General features: G+C 69.0%; 15 protein-coding genes and 2 pseudogenes. 15 read left to right on the forward strand and 2 right to left on the reverse strand.

Annotation, left to right across the window (positions count from 1 at the left end; translation table 11 throughout):
• Positions 1-60 precede the first annotated feature (60 nt).
• The 9 genes from ACIBM5_RS34230 to ACIBM5_RS34270 all read left to right on the forward strand — a co-directional run bounded on the left by ACIBM5_RS34230 (position 61) and on the right by ACIBM5_RS34270 (position 8,773).
• Complete coding sequence (locus ACIBM5_RS34230) at positions 61-1,485, forward strand: amidohydrolase family protein (protein WP_396010537.1); 1,425 nt, start codon at positions 61-63, stop codon at positions 1,483-1,485.
• Positions 1,486-1,537: 52 nt separating this feature from the next.
• The gene (locus ACIBM5_RS34235) at positions 1,538-2,479 is read left to right on the forward strand and encodes a fumarylacetoacetate hydrolase family protein (protein ID WP_396010538.1); all 942 of its coding nucleotides are present in this window, start codon (positions 1,538-1,540) and stop codon (positions 2,477-2,479) included.
• Positions 2,480-2,501: 22 nt separating this feature from the next.
• Positions 2,502-3,461, forward strand: a complete 960-nt coding sequence (locus ACIBM5_RS34240) for an MBL fold metallo-hydrolase (protein ID WP_396010539.1) — start codon at positions 2,502-2,504, stop codon at positions 3,459-3,461.
• Between the two features lie 568 nt (positions 3,462-4,029).
• Complete coding sequence (locus ACIBM5_RS34245; protein ID WP_396010540.1) at positions 4,030-4,794, forward strand: SDR family oxidoreductase; 765 nt, start codon at positions 4,030-4,032, stop codon at positions 4,792-4,794.
• Complete coding sequence (locus ACIBM5_RS34250) at positions 4,791-5,564, forward strand: crotonase/enoyl-CoA hydratase family protein (protein ID WP_396010541.1); 774 nt, start codon at positions 4,791-4,793, stop codon at positions 5,562-5,564. Before ACIBM5_RS34245 ends, ACIBM5_RS34250 begins: the two co-directional genes overlap by 4 nt.
• Complete coding sequence (locus ACIBM5_RS34255) at positions 5,561-6,724, forward strand: CaiB/BaiF CoA transferase family protein (protein WP_396010543.1); 1,164 nt, start codon at positions 5,561-5,563, stop codon at positions 6,722-6,724. The genes ACIBM5_RS34250 and ACIBM5_RS34255 overlap by 4 nt, the downstream gene beginning before the upstream one ends.
• Entirely contained in the window at positions 6,721-7,434 is a 714-nt protein-coding gene (locus ACIBM5_RS34260) for a CoA transferase subunit A (RefSeq protein WP_396010545.1), read from the forward strand. The genes ACIBM5_RS34255 and ACIBM5_RS34260 overlap by 4 nt, the downstream gene beginning before the upstream one ends.
• A gap of 4 nt (positions 7,435-7,438) precedes the next feature.
• Positions 7,439-8,077: a 3-oxoacid CoA-transferase subunit B gene (locus tag ACIBM5_RS34265; RefSeq protein WP_396010546.1), complete on the forward strand. Its 639-nt coding sequence runs from the start codon at positions 7,439-7,441 to the stop codon at positions 8,075-8,077.
• A 117-nt stretch (positions 8,078-8,194) separates the two neighbouring features.
• Positions 8,195-8,773, forward strand: coding sequence for a TetR/AcrR family transcriptional regulator (locus ACIBM5_RS34270; RefSeq protein WP_396010547.1), 579 nt, complete (start codon positions 8,195-8,197; stop codon positions 8,771-8,773).
• A gap of 193 nt (positions 8,774-8,966) precedes the next feature.
• Here ACIBM5_RS34270 and ACIBM5_RS34275 read toward each other — a convergent pair.
• A pseudogene (locus tag ACIBM5_RS34275) lies at positions 8,967-9,170 on the reverse strand (IS1182 family transposase); the annotation flags it as partial.
• On the opposite strand from ACIBM5_RS34275, the gene ACIBM5_RS34280 reads away from it, so the two are divergent.
• Complete coding sequence (locus tag ACIBM5_RS34280) at positions 9,082-9,297, forward strand: hypothetical protein (RefSeq protein ID WP_396010602.1); 216 nt, start codon at positions 9,082-9,084, stop codon at positions 9,295-9,297. The pseudogene ACIBM5_RS34275 and the gene ACIBM5_RS34280 overlap by 89 nt on opposite strands.
• A gap of 49 nt (positions 9,298-9,346) precedes the next feature.
• Here ACIBM5_RS34280 and ACIBM5_RS34285 read toward each other — a convergent pair.
• Positions 9,347-9,820: pseudogene (locus ACIBM5_RS34285) on the reverse strand (hypothetical protein); the annotation flags it as partial.
• Here ACIBM5_RS34285 and ACIBM5_RS34290 point away from each other — a divergent pair.
• From ACIBM5_RS34290 to ACIBM5_RS34310, 5 genes are read left to right on the forward strand one after another with little or no spacing between them, the layout of a single operon-like run.
• Positions 9,804-10,967: a substrate-binding domain-containing protein gene (locus tag ACIBM5_RS34290; protein ID WP_396010548.1), complete on the forward strand. Its 1,164-nt coding sequence runs from the start codon at positions 9,804-9,806 to the stop codon at positions 10,965-10,967. The pseudogene ACIBM5_RS34285 and the gene ACIBM5_RS34290 overlap by 17 nt on opposite strands.
• Complete coding sequence (locus ACIBM5_RS34295; RefSeq protein ID WP_396010549.1) at positions 10,968-12,509, forward strand: sugar ABC transporter ATP-binding protein; 1,542 nt, start codon at positions 10,968-10,970, stop codon at positions 12,507-12,509.
• Positions 12,506-13,561: an ABC transporter permease gene (locus ACIBM5_RS34300; RefSeq protein ID WP_396010550.1), complete on the forward strand. Its 1,056-nt coding sequence runs from the start codon at positions 12,506-12,508 to the stop codon at positions 13,559-13,561. Before ACIBM5_RS34295 ends, ACIBM5_RS34300 begins: the two co-directional genes overlap by 4 nt.
• On the forward strand, positions 13,558-14,727 hold the full coding sequence (locus tag ACIBM5_RS34305; protein WP_396010551.1) for an acyl-CoA dehydrogenase family protein: 1,170 nt from the start codon (positions 13,558-13,560) through the stop codon (positions 14,725-14,727). Before ACIBM5_RS34300 ends, ACIBM5_RS34305 begins: the two co-directional genes overlap by 4 nt.
• Positions 14,718-15,521, forward strand: a complete 804-nt coding sequence (locus ACIBM5_RS34310; RefSeq protein ID WP_396010552.1) for an HpcH/HpaI aldolase/citrate lyase family protein — start codon at positions 14,718-14,720, stop codon at positions 15,519-15,521. The genes ACIBM5_RS34305 and ACIBM5_RS34310 overlap by 10 nt, the downstream gene beginning before the upstream one ends.
• Positions 15,522-15,537: the final 16 nt, after the last annotated feature.

Raw genomic sequence — 15,537 nt, forward strand, 5'->3', positions numbered from 1 at the left:
CGATATGATACCGTCCAGTCGCTGGTCGGCACTCGGCGCGACCGAGCGGAAGGAAGATTCGTGGGCACTCGAACGATCTACACGGGCGCGTTGGTCTTGGTGGGCGACCCTCGCAACGGCAACTTTCAGCGAGTCGACGTCGAGGTCGTCGACGGCCGGATCAGTCAGCTTGCCGAGAACCTCGGGTCCACGCCCGAAGGTGCCGATGTCGTCGATGTGTCCTGGGCTTGGATCATCCCGGGGTTCGTGGACGCGCACCACCACATGTGGCAGGCGACGATGCGCGGCCTCACGGTGGACTTCACGCTGTCGGACTACGTGTGGACGATCCGGCGCAACCACTCCGGCGTGCACCGCGCGGTCGACATCTACAACGGAACACTCGGTGCGGCCGTGGGGCTGCTCGACTCCGGCACGACCTGCTCGGTCGACTACTCCCACAGCATCTTGACCCCTGAGCACGCCGACGCGGGCGTGGCGGCCATCAACGAGTCCGGAATCCGTGGTGTGTGGTGCTACGGGCTCTATGACCCCCAAACGACGAATCCGTACTTCACATCTGTCGAGTCCCGTCTCGAGGACGCGCGACGCGTGCGTTCATCGTTGTTTGCGACCAGCGGCGGGCGGGTGCGCTTCGGGATCGCCCCGACCGAGATGAGCCTGAACGGCATCGAGCAGGCCGCCCGGGAAATGGTGCTCGGGCGCGAGCTGGATTGCCTGATCCACACTCACACCAACGCCCGGTGGAAGCCCGGATACCGGTCGGAGATCAAACAGCTGGCCGAGGCTGGGCTCCTCTGGTCGCACCAGCTCCACTCGCACTGCAACACCTCCGACGCCGAGGACTTCGCGATCCTGGCCGATCATGGGGCCAAGGTCTCCTCCACCCCCGAGACCGAGCTGAATATGGGGATGGGGTTCCCGATCGCCGCCGTCGCCGACCGCGCCGGTGTCGTGGCGGGGCTGGGAGCGGACATCCAGTCGAACAACTCTCCCGACATGTTCACGACCATGCGCCTGATGCTGGCGGGGGAGCGTGCGCGGGCCAATCAGCGCGCGCTGGAGGAGAAAGGCATTTACGACATGGGCGGCCTCGAGTTGCGTGCCGCCGACGTGCTGTACTTCGCGACGCTCGGCGGAGCCATCGGTCTGGGCCTGGAGGACGAGTGCGGTTCGATCGACGTCGGCAAGGCCGCCGATCTCCTCTTCATCCGCAACACATCCTTGAACCTGACACCAGCGGTCGACCCGATGGGGGCGATCGTCATGAGCGCTCGAACCTCCGACGTCGACACCGTCCTCGTCGGCGGGGAGTTCGTGAAGCGGGACGGCGCGATGCGTGCCGACCTCGCCGAGAAGGCGATCCGAGGCCTGCAGGAGTCGGGCACCCACATCGTGAAGGCGTCGCAGGCGTACGGAGGCATGATGCCTCCGCAGCCCGAGTGGTGGGGCGCCGCGACCGCAGCGACGGGCTCACCGTCATGACCCGTCGGCGGCCTCCGTTCGAGCGCTGGGACAGCGAACTCCGGGAGACGACATGCGGTGGGTGACATGCCGGCACGGGCACGGTCTGCGGGTCGGTCTGGTCGTCGACGACGCGGTGCTTGTCTTGGACGACGACCGCACGCTGATCGACGTGATCTCCGCAGGCCAGGTCGCAATGGAGCGCATCGCCGAGACGGTGCGGCGATCGCCCGCGACCGTCGTCCCACTCGAATCGATGGTGCTGCACTCCCCGATCCCGCAGCCGCCCTCGGTGCGCGACACGGTCGGCTTCCTCGACCATGTCCGCGGGTGCCGAAGGGCCTACGGCCGTGACCCGGAACTCGGCGAGGTCTGGAGCCGTGTTCCCGCCTTCTACTTTGCCAATCCGGCCACCCTGTTCGGCGCTCGCGACGATGTCGCGATCGCGCCGGGCTCACGCTGGTTCGACTTCGAGCTCGAAGTCGCTGCGGTCATCGGCACGCCCGGCTCGAACCTGGATCCTGTCGCCGCCCAGGACGCGATCGCGGGCTACATGCTCTTCTGCGACTGGACCGCTCGGGATCTGCAGCAGGCCGACATGGCGCTCGGCATCGGTCAGGGCAAAGGCAAGGACTCCGGCATGACGTTCGGTCCGTGGCTCGTGACGGCCGACGAAGTGGCGAACCGGCTCGTCGACGGTCGCCTCGACCTCGAGGTGGCGGTCGAGGTCAACGGCGTCGAGATCGCCCGCGGGACGACCGGTGCGATGGACTGGACCTTCGGAGAGATCGTGTCGTTCGTATCGCGCGGCACCCGTTTGGTCCCCGGCGACGTCATCGGGTCCGGCACGATTCCCGGCGGTTGCCTGCTGGAGCACCTCGTCGGTGCCCCGGAGACCTACGACGGATGGCTGAAGCCAGGCGACACCGTCTCACTCAGCGGTCGCGCCCTCGGACGCACGCATCAACGCATCGTCGACGGCGCCCGCCCTCACCCGCTCTCGAGCGGCTACTGATCCCGACCGACACGAGGAACCCGTGACGAACACCTACACGCGCGGCCTGCACGAGATCGCCGCGGGAATCTGGGCCTGGCTGCTGCCCGACGGCGAGTGGGGCATGAGCAACGCGGGGCTGGTGCAGGGCGAGGGGCAGAGCTTCCTCGTCGACACCCTCTTCGACCTCCCCCTCACGACCGAGATGCTGGACGCCATGGCGAACCTGACCGCCTCCACGCCGATCCAGGGCGTCCTGAACACCCACGCCAACGGCGACCACTGCTTCGGCAACCAACTCCTCGACGACACGGTCACGGTGTACGCGACGAGCGAGACCGACCACGAGATCCAGCACGGCACGACCCCCGAACGGCTCCACATGCTGGCGACATCGGACTTCGGACCGGTCCTGTCGCCCTTCCTGCGGAGCTGTTTCGGAGCGTTCGACTTCACCGGCATCACTCTGCGAAACGCCGACACGGTCTTCGACGACTCCCTGACAGTGACAGTCGGCGGTCGCGATGTAGAGCTGTTGCGGCTGGGCCCGGCACACACTGCCGGCGACGCCATCGCCCACGTGCCCGATGCCGGGGTGATCTTCGCCGGCGACCTCCTCTTCATCGGCGGGACGCCCATCATGTGGGCCGGCTCGCTCACGAACTGGCTGCGTGCCTGCGACCGGATGACCGCGCTCGATCCGACGGTCGTGGTGCCCGGTCACGGACCGCTCACCGACGTCGACGGGGTCGCGGAGATGCGGGGCTACCTGGCCCACGTCAAGGACCGCATCGCCGACGGGGTGGAGGCGGGTCGGCCGTGGCGCGAGACCGCCGACCGGATGGATCTGGACCGCTACGCCTCCTGGCCGCAGGCCGAACGCATCGTCGTCACGACCTACCAGGCCTACCGGCAGGCTGCGGTGGACACCCCTCAGGAGGACGGCATCGACCTCTTCGGCGAGATGGCCGCCTGGCAGCAGCGCCATGCAAGAGAACGCTGACGCCCAGGCGCCGCGGCCGACGACGGATGGTCCGGCCGATGAGGTCCGCCCGATCTCTCGGCAGCGAGGCGGGCCCGCGGTCTCACGACAGTCCGACGTGCTCGACGCACTCGAAGCGGCGTTCCCGGACGAGTGTCGGCGTACAGCAATGTGGCCGCCATGGCCGCGATCCGCAACAAGGACTCCTCTCCGTCGGTGTTCTTCCGCCGCGTCTCCGCCCGTCGGGGCGGGAAGGCCGAGCTGCTCGGCGTCGTGATTCGCAGACTTCGGGACCCCTAGGTGCTGGACCGGCTCGGTGCCGCACGAGGCGAGGCGTTGGAGCTGTTCGGGCATCTCTGCCGCCGTGGCCTGTCCTGATCGGGCGTCGCCGAGAGCCGGCGGGGGTGAGCGCATTCACTTGTGCGGTACTGGAAAAGCATCTATAGTACCAGAACTGATACCAGCATCACGCGCTGATCCGCGGTGTGCGGGGTGGAACGGCGGTGGCGCTCTCGGCGCCGCTCGGATCGCTGACGACCCCCGCAAGGATCTGCGTCGACGTGCTCTTCATCGTCGGAAGGACCTGTCAATGACCGACACCCCATCGGTGTACGTGGTGACCGGAGGTGCCGGCAGACTCGGCGGCGCCACGGCGAAGCTCTTGGCGAACCGCGACGTGTCCGTCGTGGTGACCGACCTGGTCGACGCCGACGAGAGCGAGCTGCGCGCGCAGCTCGGTGAGCGCGTGACGTTCGTCCGCGGCGACGTCTGCTCGGAGAGCGACCTCGGCCAGGTGCTCGACCACGCCTCCGAACGCGGCACGATCCGCGGGCTGGTCCACTGTCCGGGGAAGGGCTTCCCCCGCAGGATCGTGGACCGTGCCGGGACGCCATTCCCGCTGGACCGGTTCGAGACCGCCCTGAGGCTGAATCTGGTAGGCACCTTCAACGCCCTGCGGCTGACCGCCGCACGCATGGCCACGAACGACCCCGACGAAGGCGAACGCGGGTCGATCGTCATGACCGCGTCGGTCGCCGCCTGGGACGGGCAAGTCGGACAGATCGCCTACGCCGCCGCGAAGTCCGGCGTCGTCGGCATGACCCTGTGCGCTGCTCGTGACCTCGCCGACCTCGGCATCCGCGTCAACACCATCGCTCCCGGCATCTTCGATACCCCGCTGCTGGCCCGGTTCTCCCAGGACATCCGCGACAGCCTCGCGGAATCGGTCACCTTCCCGAAGCGCCTCGGCGACCCGGAGGAGTACGCCTCGCTCGCCGACCAGCTACTCCACAACCGCTACATGAACGGCGAGGTCATCCGCCTCGACGGCGGCATCCGGATGGCGCCCCGATGAGCGCCGCCGGCGCCCCGGTCTTGTTCGAGGAGACCGACGGTGTCGCGACGATCACCCTCAACCGTCCCGCCGTGCGCAACGCCGTCGACGCCTCGATGGCGGGAGCTCTCGCCGAGATCGTCGACCACCTGGACGATCGCAGCGACCTCCGCGTAGCCATCCTCACCGGTACCGGCGGCAGCTTCTGCTCGGGCATGGACCTGAAGGCCTTTGTCCGTGGCGAGAAGTCCTCGATCCCGGGCCGCGGGTTCGCCGGATTCACCGCCCGCCCTCCTGCCATCCCCGTGATAGCCGCCGTCGAAGGTGCCGCCGTCGCCGGCGGCTGCGAGCTCGTGCTCGCCTGCGACCTGGTTGTCGCGGCCGAGTCCGCACGCTTCGGGGTGCCAGAGGTCAAGCGCGGACTGGTCGCCGTAGGCGGCGCACTCCTCAAGCTGCCGTCGAGGATCCCGTACCAGGTCGCAATGGAGTGGATCCTGACCGGCGACCTGGTCAGCGCTCGTCGCGCCCACGAGGTGGGGCTGGTCAACGTGGTGGCGCCCGACGGTGAGGCACTGGCGGTCGCCCGGCGTTTGGCAGACCGCGTCGCCGCCAACGGCCCGCTGGCGCTTCGCGCCAGCAAGCAGATCGTCGCGGCGTCGTCCTCGTGGAGCCACGAAGAGGCGTACGAGCGTCAGCTCGAGATAGCGCGCCCGGTGACGGAGTCGGCGGACGCCCAGGAGGGCGCCCGTGCCTTTGCCGAGATGCGAAGCCCCGTGTGGAGCGGTCGATGAGCGCGGGGCCGCTGGACGGCGTGCGTGTCGTCGAGCTCGGCGGGATCGGACCGGCGCCGTTCGCGTGCATGATGCTCGCCGACCTCGGCGCCGACGTCGTCAGGATCGACCGGCCGGGAGCCGAGCTCCACCCGGTGATGCACCGCAATCGCCGCTCGATCGCGCTCGATCTCAAGTCTCCGGAGGGCCGCGCGATCGCGATGCGGCTGATCGCGACCGGCGACGTCGCCATCGAGGGCTTCCGCCCAGGGGTGGCAGAACGCTTGGGCCTTGGGCCTGACGACGTCTCGCGCGAGGCGCCGCACGTCGTGTATGGCCGGATGACCGGTTGGGGACAGGACGGTCCCTGGGCACAGCTTCCCGGGCACGACATCAACTACATCGCCCTGACCGGCGCCCTCCATGCAATCGGCCCCGCCGACGGGGACCCGGTGGTGCCACTCAACCTCATCGGCGACTTCGGCGGTGGCGGCATGCTGTTGGCCTACGGCGTCCTCGCGGCCGTCGTCAGCGCTCGCACCACAGGGCGAGGGCAGGTCGTCGACGCCGCGATGATCGACGGCTCGGCGGCCCTCATGGCGATGCTCCACGGGTACCTCGCCGAGGGGCGATGGGTGGACGAGCGTGGGGTGAACCACCTCGACGGCGGCGCTCCCTACTACCGGACCTACGCGTGCAGCGATGGTCGGCACGTGGCGGTCGGCTGCATCGAGCCGCAGTTCTACGCGAGCCTGCTCGAGGGGCTTGCCCTGGGCGACGACCCGGACTTCGCGGCCCAGGACGATCGCTCGCGATGGCCGTCCATGGCGCACCGCCTGCAGGCGATCTTCGGTTCGAGGCCGCGTGATGAGTGGGCCGAAGTGTTCGCCACGAGCTCGGCCTGCGTCACCCCGGTCCTGTCGATCGGTGAAGCGCCACTGCACCCGCACCACGTCGAACGGCAGACCTATACCTCGCTCGGCGACGGTCACATGGCGCGACCTGTGCCTCGCTTCGCAGGAACACCTGCCGCCGAGCCGCGCCCGGCACCCGTGGTCGGTAGCGACGGCTTGGCGCTGCTGGGGGAGCTCGGCCTTGAGGCAGCCGAGGTCCGGAGTCATCTTGAGGCGGGGGTGGTCGTGCTGCCGCCGAGCGCCACCGACGAGAGGGGACCGAGGTGACGACGGCGCGCGAGCTCGTGGCTCGTCACGTGTTCGACGGCATGACGATCGCCGTCGGGGGTTTCGGCCTCTGTGGCAACCCGTTCGACCTGATCGAGGCGGTCCGTGACTCGGGCGTGACCGACCTGACGATCGTCTCCAACAACATGGGTACCGACGGCAAGGGCCTCGGCGTGCTCCTGGAGGGTCGGCAGGTCCGCAAGGTCGTGGCGTCCTACGTCGGTGAGAACCGCCGGTTCGCCCAGCAGTACCTCGACGGGCAGCTTGAGATCGAGTTCACCCCCCAGGGCACCCTGGCCGAACGGCTCCGCGCGGGCGGGGCGGGGATTCCCGCCTTCTACACCCCGACCGGAGCCCACACCATCGTCGCCGAGGGCAAGCCGACCACACAGATGGGCGGCCGTACCGTGATCCTGGAGCACGCGATCGTCGCGGACCTCGCGCTCGTGCGCGCCCACCACGCGGACACGGCGGGCAACTTGACGTACCGAATGACCGCGCGGAACTTCAATCCCGTCGTCGCCACTGCGGGGCGGGTCACGCTCGCGGAGGTCGACCGGGTGGTGGAGGGGTACCTCGACCCCGACCTCGTGCAGACGCCGGGGATCTACATCGACGAGGTGGTCGTCGCGTCGGCGCGAGCGCCGGAGATCGAGCAACGGACGACGCGGCCGCGGCAGTCCGAAGGAGGCGCCCATGTGGAGGCGTGAGCAGATGGCCGCCGTCGCGGCGCGCGAGCTGGTCGACGGCGCATATGTCAATCTCGGGATCGGCATTCCGACGTTGGTGGCGAATCACGTGCCGGCGGGTATCCGAGTGACCCTGCAAAGCGAGAACGGCATGCTGGGCATGGGGAAGTTCCCGCTCGAGAGCGACGAGGACGCCGACCTCATCAACGCGGGTAAGCAGACGGTCACGATCGAGCCGGGGGGCAGCTTCTTCGGGTCCGACCAGTCCTTCGCGATGATTCGCGGCGGCCACATCGACCTGGCGATCCTCGGGGCCATGCAGGTGTCTGGGTCGGGCGACCTCGCCAACTGGACGATCCCCGGTGTGCTCGTCAAGGGCATGGGCGGCGCGATGGACCTCGTGGCGGGAGCCCGGCGGGTCGTCGTCCTGACCGACCACACGACGAAGGACGGCCGGCCGAAGATCGTCGAGACCTGCGACCTGCCCCTGACCGGCCGCAGTGTCGTGAACCGGGTCGTCACCGACCTGGCCATCTTCGACGTGACGCAGGCAGGTCTGGCGCTGGTCGAGCTCGCCCCCGAGGTGACGCTGGAGGAGGTCCGCGACCGCACGGGCTGCCAGTTCGACGATCTCCGAGAGGGTACGGCGCACGGCATCGACTGACGGTGCAGCCGCCCGACCACGACTCCAGGCCCAGGAAGCGGTATCGTTCGCGACCTCGGAGTACCGTCAATCGGGCCGGCCCAGTCCCGGCGACGACGCAGTGAAGTGAGGTGGACCATGCCAGACGTCAGGTCGAACGCCCTTTCCGGGCGGCAGTCCGACGTACTCAACGCCCTTGAGGAGGCATTCCTCGCTGAGGGCTTCCGCCATCTCACGATTGGTGACATGGCCGCCCTCGCTCGCACCTCCCGCCGCACGATCTATCACCTGGGGCAGAGCAAGGACGAGGTCGTGGTCGGCGTCGTCGACCGCTACTTCAACTCGATGGGCAAGGAGGCGCTGCGCCGCGCCCACGACACAACGAATGTGCACGACCAGATCGAGGCCTACCTGTCAGCCTCCGTTGAGCGCAATCGTCGAGCCAGCCGTCAGTTCGTGCACGACGTCGAGAACTATCTGCCTACGAGCCACGTCTACGACCGCCATCAGGAGATCGCGATTCGGGAGCTGGAGACGATCGTGCGAAAGGCGATGGAGCGGGGAGAGGTCACCGGGGGGTCGCCGGCCTTGTGGGCCGAGATGCTCGGCGCCGTGATCCGTCATCTGCGGAACCCCGATGTGCTCGATCGAGTGGGCGCCACCCGCGGCGACGCACTTGAGTTGTTCGGGCGGTTCTGCCGCCGCGGCCTGGCCTGAGCTTGACCCTGCCGGGGATCTTGGATGGCCCGGACTCAACTACCGAGGGTGCGCCAGGACTTCGGCATGGGAAGGTCTGGAAGGCGGTCGGCGGTCTCGGTGAAGAGGCTTCCTCGGTCACTGACCGGCCGCTGAGGCGTTCGATGTTCACGGCGATGGCCGTGAGTACGTGTTGCAGGTGGGCTTTCGGCTGTCCTCGGTGGCGGCAGCGGCGCATGGCGTGTCCGTGGGCGAACTCGTTGATGGTTCCTTCCACTCCGGAGCGGACCGCGTAGCGCGCCCTCCACTCGGGCGCTGCGGACGCGGACGTGCAGGAGTTCTCGCGGAGGAAGCCCACCTTCCGGGCGCTCTCGCGGGAGCTGGTGCACCGCGTGCCGGCCCTGGCCGACCTGGCCACGGGGCAGGTGACCTGTCGGCCGTCGAAGGCGGTCGGCGCGGTCGTCCCGGGCCAGGCGTTCGCGGAAGTCGGCGAGCACACTGTGGTGGAAGCCGGGATCGTCCGCTTCCAGGGCCGGGGCGTGTGAAGTCGATGCGGCATCGGACCGCTTCCGCTGCCTGACGGTCCGACAAACCGAGCAGGAACCGCAGTACACACACGCCGGCCGATCGGGCGGGCGAGATGCCGGGGCGTCCATCGTGCGGGTACCGGCCCGCGAAGTCCTCGTCGCACCACAGTCCGTCCAGCCGGTCTCCCAGCCACATCGCCGTCGTACCGCTCGGATTGCTCGCGCGCGATCTGCGCGGTCGGAGCGCCCTGCCGCCGTGGTCCGGCCGTGTGGCGCTTCTGCTGCCGTCCTCGGAGGACCGCCGAGGGCAAGGTTCGATGACGACCTTGACCGGTACCAAATGTGCGCTTACGATACCGACCACAGTACCCAATGTGGGCTGGGTCACTCGATCGATCGTGATCGTCAGCGCAGTTCCGTAGCCGGCGAGCCGCTCCCCCGAGCGACTCGCGTGGTCATCGAACTGCCGCAGGACGGCGCGGACACCTGGTCCGCGCCGACGTGAAGCTGAGGGAGGAGAAGGTATGACGAGAACTCGCATCGCGGCGGTCTGCGGGGCGCTGCTGGCGCTCACGCTGTCGGCGTGTGGCAGCTCGTCGTCTCACGGTCCCACCGGGTCGACCAGCGACGACGTCATCAAGCAGGCGAAGGCCTCGACGGAGCAGGCGTTCGCAGGCACCGATCGTGCCCTGCCGACCGGCGGTCCCAAGGCGCAGGCCGGCAAGACCGTGTGGGCGCTCGCCTGCAGCACCCAGGCGGCCGGCTGCGTTGTGCCGGCCCAAGGATTCGTCGACGCCTCGAAGGCGCTCGGGTGGGACGTCAAGCTGGTCGACGGGAAGGCCGACCCGGCGGTCTACAACTCCCAACTGCGGGCCGCTGCGGCTGCGCACGTCGATGCCGTTGCCTTGTTCGGCGTCGATTGCTCCGTGGTCAAGGCCTCGATTGAGGTGGTCCATACAGCCGGCGTCAAGGTCTACGGCGGCAACGCGCTCGACTGCAACGACAAGTCCAGCGACGGCGGCAAGCCCCTGTTCGACGAGTACCTACGGTTCAACCGGAGCCTGATCTCGTACGAGGACTACATGAGCACCTTCGTCGGCCCCATGATCGCCGATTGGGCCATCGCCAAGACCAACGGCACGGCGGAGGTCATCCTGATGCGCCAGGACGACAATGCCACCCTCCGGATGGTCGGAGACGCCCAGGCCGGCCGCCTCGCCAAGTGCGACGGATGTGTGGTCCATGAGGTGATGTTCACTTCTGTCGACCTGTTCGGCGGGAAGCTGCAGGGCAAGGCCGCCGCCGCGCTCCAGCAGTTCCCGAACGCGGACGTCGTCATGGTTCCCGCCGACTCGGCGATCACCCTCGGAGTGGGGGCGGCTGTCAACCAAGCGCGCCAGGGCGGGCGTAAGGACCTGCTGCTCGCTGGCAATGAGGGTGTTGCCTCGTCGATCACCCTGATTCGCAACGGGACGCAGTCCTACGCGGTCGGCCGGCCGCTCACCTGGACCGGCTGGGCTGCGGCGGACGGCCTGAACCGGCTCTTCGCCGGCGAAAAGCCGGTCGATTCGGGCATGGGCATCGGCAGTATGGACGCCGAGCACCTCCCCCGCGGCGACGTGTACGACGGCAACCCGGCATCGTCGGGCTACCGCGAGAACTACAAGAAGATCTGGGGAGTGGCCTGAGTGGTCGACGCCACCTTCGGGAGGCGGGCGAGCGCTTTGGGGATCGCCCACCTCTCCAAGACCTTCCCCGGCACGCGAGCCCTCGCGGACGTGAGCCTCTCGGTCGCGCCCGGCCACTTCCACGCACTCGTAGGCGGCAACGGCTCAGGGAAGTCCACGCTCATCAAGATCCTCGCCGGCGTCTATAGCGCCGACCGGGGTGGGTCGCTCCACCTGGGTGACGAGAGCTTCGACGTCGAGCAGCTGACGCCGCGTTGGTCCCGGGAGGCAGGCATCAGGTTCGTCCACCAGGACCTCGGCCTGTTCCCGGAGCTGACCGTGACGGAGAACGTCCTCGCCGGCAGTCCTTTCCCCCGACGGCTCGGCGGCATCGACTGGTCCGAGGCACGCCGATCGGTCCAACGACTGCTGGACGCGCTCGAGATCCCTGTCCGCGCGCGGTCTCTCGTGCGTGACCTGCGACCTGCCGACCAGACGCTCGTCGCGGTGGCGCGCTGCCTGCGCGACCGCGACTCCGGCGGCGTCGGTTTGCTCGTCCTGGACGAGCCGACGACGCGCCTGCCCGCCGACGAGGTGGACGGCCTGCTTCAGCGGCTGAGTGCCTACAGCAGTCGGGGCCAGAGCATCCTCTACGTCACGCACCGGCTCGACGAGGTTCTTGGCTACGCCGACACCGTGACGGTGCTGCGCGACGGCCGCCACGTCGACACCCGCCCCGCGGCCCAGCACGATCGCGAGAGTCTGGTGGCGCACATAGCAGGACACGCGCCCGCGGAGCGACAGCGCCGGCCGCGGACTTCCTTCGGATCAGCCGTGCTCTCGGTCGAAGGCCTGCGGGGTGGTCCCCTGGAGAACGTCACCTTCGATATCCGCGCCGGGGAGGTCGTGGCCCTGGCCGGGTTGGTCGGCAGCGGCCGGACCAGCGTGATGCAGAACGTCATGGGAGCGGTCGAGCCGCGGGGAGGCTCGGTCTCAGTGAGCGGCCGACGGCTCCGGCCCGGGCACGTCGCCGAGGCGATCTCGCGTGGCCTCGCGCTCGTCCCCGAGGAGCGGGCGCGCGACGGTGCGTTCCTGTCCCTCTCGGTGACCGAGAACCTCTCGGCGTCGACGATCCGTCGGTACCGGCGCGACGGCTGGTTGCGACGCACCGACGAGCGCAGGGATGCCGAGCGCGACATCGAGACTTACGGCATCAAGGGAACGGCGGACGCACCGATCGCTCGGTTGTCGGGCGGGAACCAGCAGAAGGCGGTGATGGCGCGGGCGATGAGGTCCGCCCCGGTCGTCCTCCTCCTGGACGAGCCGACGCAGGGGGTCGACGTCGGTGCACGGGCCGACATCTACGCCCGGATCGACGCAGCCGTCGCCGGCGGTGCGGGAGTGCTCCTTGCGACGTCCGACCTCGATGAGTTGCTCCATCTCGCCGACCGGGTGCTCGTGCTTGCCGACGGCCGCATCACAAGCGAGGCCTCGGGGCCGGATATCACCCGCACATGGATCTTCGACAACGTCTACCAGCACGAAAAGGAGGCATCGACATGACATCCCAGGACGTCCGTACCACCCTTGAGATGCCGACCGAGAAGCCGCCCGCCGAGGACAACGCCGTGCCGACGACGAATGGATGGCGCCCGTTGCTCCTGCGCCTGACCGAGCGTTTCGGACTCGTGATGCTGCTGCTGGGCGTCGCGATCTACTTCACCGTCGATCCTGCCACGTCGGCAACGTTCCCCACGGTGTCGAATCTCCGCAACATCGTGGCCAACGAGTCGGTGCTGATCCTGGTGGCGCTCGCCGCCCTGATCCCCTTGGTGGCGCATCGCTTCGACCTCTCGGTAGGAGCGATCGTGGCACTGACGTCGATCGCCGCGGCCAAGGCGACCACCTCGATGGAGCTGCCGATCCTCGTCGGCGTGCTCATCGCCGTGACGATCGGTGCGCTGGTCGGGCTGGCGAACGGGATCCTCATCGCGTACTTCCGGGCCAACTCGCTCGTCATCACCCTCGGCATGGCCACCCTGCTCGGGGGCGTGGCGTCCGCGTGGTCCGGCCATCAGACCATCGTCGGCATCCCCGTGACCCTCACGAACTTCGGCAACGGCCTGTGGCTCGGCGTCCCGCGGCCGGTGTACCTCGTCATCGTGGCCGCACTGGCGGTGTCCTTCCTCCTCGGGCTGACGATCTTCGGGCGGCGTCTGTTGTCGGTGGGCGTCAACGAGACGGCGGCACACCTCGTGGGCCTGCCGGTCCAGCGCACGGTCGCTCTGGCCTTCGTCGCCTCGGGCGCGCTCGCCGGCCTTGCGGGTGCTCTGCTCCTCGCCCGGACCGGCAGTGCGGCCTCCGGGGTCGGGGTGGGCTACCTGCTTCCGGCGCTCGCTGCGATCTTCCTGGGGTCGACCACCATCCGCCCGGGGCGCTATACCGTCGCGGGCACTCTCGTCGGCGTGTTCTTCGTCGCCGTCAGCATCAACGGCCTGACCCTCGCAGGAGCGGCCGACTGGGTCGAGCCCGCGTTCAACGGCGCCGCCGTCATCGTCGCGGTGGCGGTCTCCTCGCTGCTGACCCACCGTCGCCTGACGGGTGCGTCGCGATGATCGCCTCGTACGAGCTCGACGCGGAGGAGACCGCGATCGTCGCCCTGGTCCGCGACTGGGTCGACCGCAAGGTCAAACCCGTGGTCCGGGAGCTGGAGCACGCCAACACCTACCCCGCGAAGCTCATCGACCAGATGAAGCAGATGGGCATCTACGGCCTGGCCATCCCCGAGCCGTGGAACGACGCCGGGGTGAGCACGCCGTGCTACGCCGCGGTCACCGAGGAGCTCGCCCGCGGATGGATGAGCCTCGCCGGTGCGATGGGCGGCCACAGCGTCGTGGCGAAGCTCCTGATCGACCACGGCACGCAGGAGCAGAAGGACCACTACCTGCCGCGCATGGCCACCGGTGAGATCCGCGCCACGATGGCGCTGACCGAGCCGGGAGGGGGCTCCGACCTGCAGGCCATGCGCACGACGGCCCGCAAGGAGGGCGACGACTACGTCGTCAACGGCTCCAAGACCTGGATCACGAACGCGCGGCGCTCCCAGCTCGTGGCGCTCCTGTGTCGCACAGACCCGGACGCGGAGCCCGTGCACCGGGGCATCAGCATCCTGCTGGTCGAAAAGGGTCCGGGCTTCGAAGTCTCCCGTGATCTGCCGAAGCTCGGCTACAAGGGAGTCGAGAGCTGCGAACTCTCCTTCGACGGGTACCGCACCCGGCAGAGCGGCCTGCTCGGGATCGAGGAGGGCCAAGGGTTCGCGCAGATGATGCGTGGTCTCGAGATCGGTCGCATCCAGGTTGCCTCGCGTGCGCTGGGCGTCGGCGCCGCGGCCCTCGAGGACGCGCTGCGCTACAGCCAGGAGCGCGAGAGCTTCGGCAAGCAAATCTGGGAGCACCAGTCGATCGGCAACTACCTGGCCGACATGGCCACGCAGCTGACCGCAGCCCGTCAGCTCGTGCAGTACGCAGCGCGGCGCTTCGACTCCGGTGAGCGCTCCGACATGGAGGCCGGCATGGCCAAGCTCTTCGCATCCGAGGTGGCCATGAAGATCGCCCTCGACGCGGTGCGCGTCCACGGCGGTTACGGCTACTCCACCGAGTACGACGTGGAGCGGTACTTCCGCGACGCGCCGCTCATGATCGTCGGCGAGGGTACCAACGAGATCCAGAAGAACGTCATCGCCCGCCAACTCGTCAAACGGAACCCGGCCTCATGGGCGTGAGCAACTGCACGTGGTTGTTCGTCCCCGCCACGACCCCACAGCGGTTCGCCGGCGCCGCGGCCTCGGGGGCCGACGCCGTGATCCTCGACCTCGAGGACGCCGTCGGTGTCGATGCCAAGGACTCGGCCCGTGGGTCGGCTGCGGCGTGGCTCGCGAACGGAGGCCGGGCGTGGGTGCGGGTCAACGCGACCGGCACGCCATGGCACGACGACGACGTCGCGGCACTCGCCGGGCTGCCCGGCGTGCTGGGTCTCGTGGTGCCGAAGGCCGAGGACCCGGTGGCGCTCACGGAGCTGGCCGGACGTCTGCCGGCCGGGCGGGGTTTGGTCGCGCTCGTGGAGTCCGCACTGGGCGTCCACCGGTCTGTGGAGATTGCCGAGGCCCCCGGCGTGGAGCGGCTGGCGTTCGGCTCGCTCGACTTCGCGGTCGACGTGCGGGCCGAGCACGTCGACGACGCGCTGCTGCCGGCGCGCAGCAGCCTCGTGCTCGCCTCCCGCGTCGCGGGGCTGCCCGCACCGATCGACGGCGTCACGACCTCGGTCTGCGACACCGACCTCGTCGCCGCAGACGCCCGACGGTCCCGCGCGCTCGGGTTCGGCGGGAAGCTCTGCATCCATCCTGCCCAACTGGAGGCGGTGGCGAGGGTGTTCGCGCCGACCGCAGAGCAGCTGGCGTGGGCTCGCGGCGTCGTCGAGGCAGCCGCGGCCGCAGGTGGAGGCGTGGTCGCCGGTCCCGATGGTCACATGATCGACAAGCCCGTGATCGATCGCGCCCGCGCGATCCTGCGGGACTGAGCAGGAGGGGATCCCG

It is taken from the genome of Embleya sp. NPDC050493 (assembly GCF_044458105.1).
GTDB lineage: Bacteria > Actinomycetota > Actinomycetes > Streptomycetales > Streptomycetaceae > Embleya.

Coding starts and splice junctions, on each gene's coding strand:
- ACIBM5_RS34235 (WP_396010538.1), top strand. CDS start 1,538: ATGCGGTGGGTGACATGCCGGCACGGGCACGGTCTGCGGGTCGGTCTG.
- ACIBM5_RS34290 (WP_396010548.1), top strand. CDS start 9,804: ATGACGAGAACTCGCATCGCGGCGGTCTGCGGGGCGCTGCTGGCGCTC.
- ACIBM5_RS34305 (WP_396010551.1), top strand. CDS start 13,558: ATGATCGCCTCGTACGAGCTCGACGCGGAGGAGACCGCGATCGTCGCC.
- ACIBM5_RS34250 (WP_396010541.1), top strand. CDS start 4,791: ATGAGCGCCGCCGGCGCCCCGGTCTTGTTCGAGGAGACCGACGGTGTC.
- ACIBM5_RS34265 (WP_396010546.1), top strand. CDS start 7,439: ATGGCCGCCGTCGCGGCGCGCGAGCTGGTCGACGGCGCATATGTCAAT.
- ACIBM5_RS34245 (WP_396010540.1), top strand. CDS start 4,030: ATGACCGACACCCCATCGGTGTACGTGGTGACCGGAGGTGCCGGCAGA.
- ACIBM5_RS34300 (WP_396010550.1), top strand. CDS start 12,506: ATGACATCCCAGGACGTCCGTACCACCCTTGAGATGCCGACCGAGAAG.
- ACIBM5_RS34255 (WP_396010543.1), top strand. CDS start 5,561: ATGAGCGCGGGGCCGCTGGACGGCGTGCGTGTCGTCGAGCTCGGCGGG.
- ACIBM5_RS34310 (WP_396010552.1), top strand. CDS start 14,718: ATGGGCGTGAGCAACTGCACGTGGTTGTTCGTCCCCGCCACGACCCCA.
- ACIBM5_RS34270 (WP_396010547.1), top strand. CDS start 8,195: ATGCCAGACGTCAGGTCGAACGCCCTTTCCGGGCGGCAGTCCGACGTA.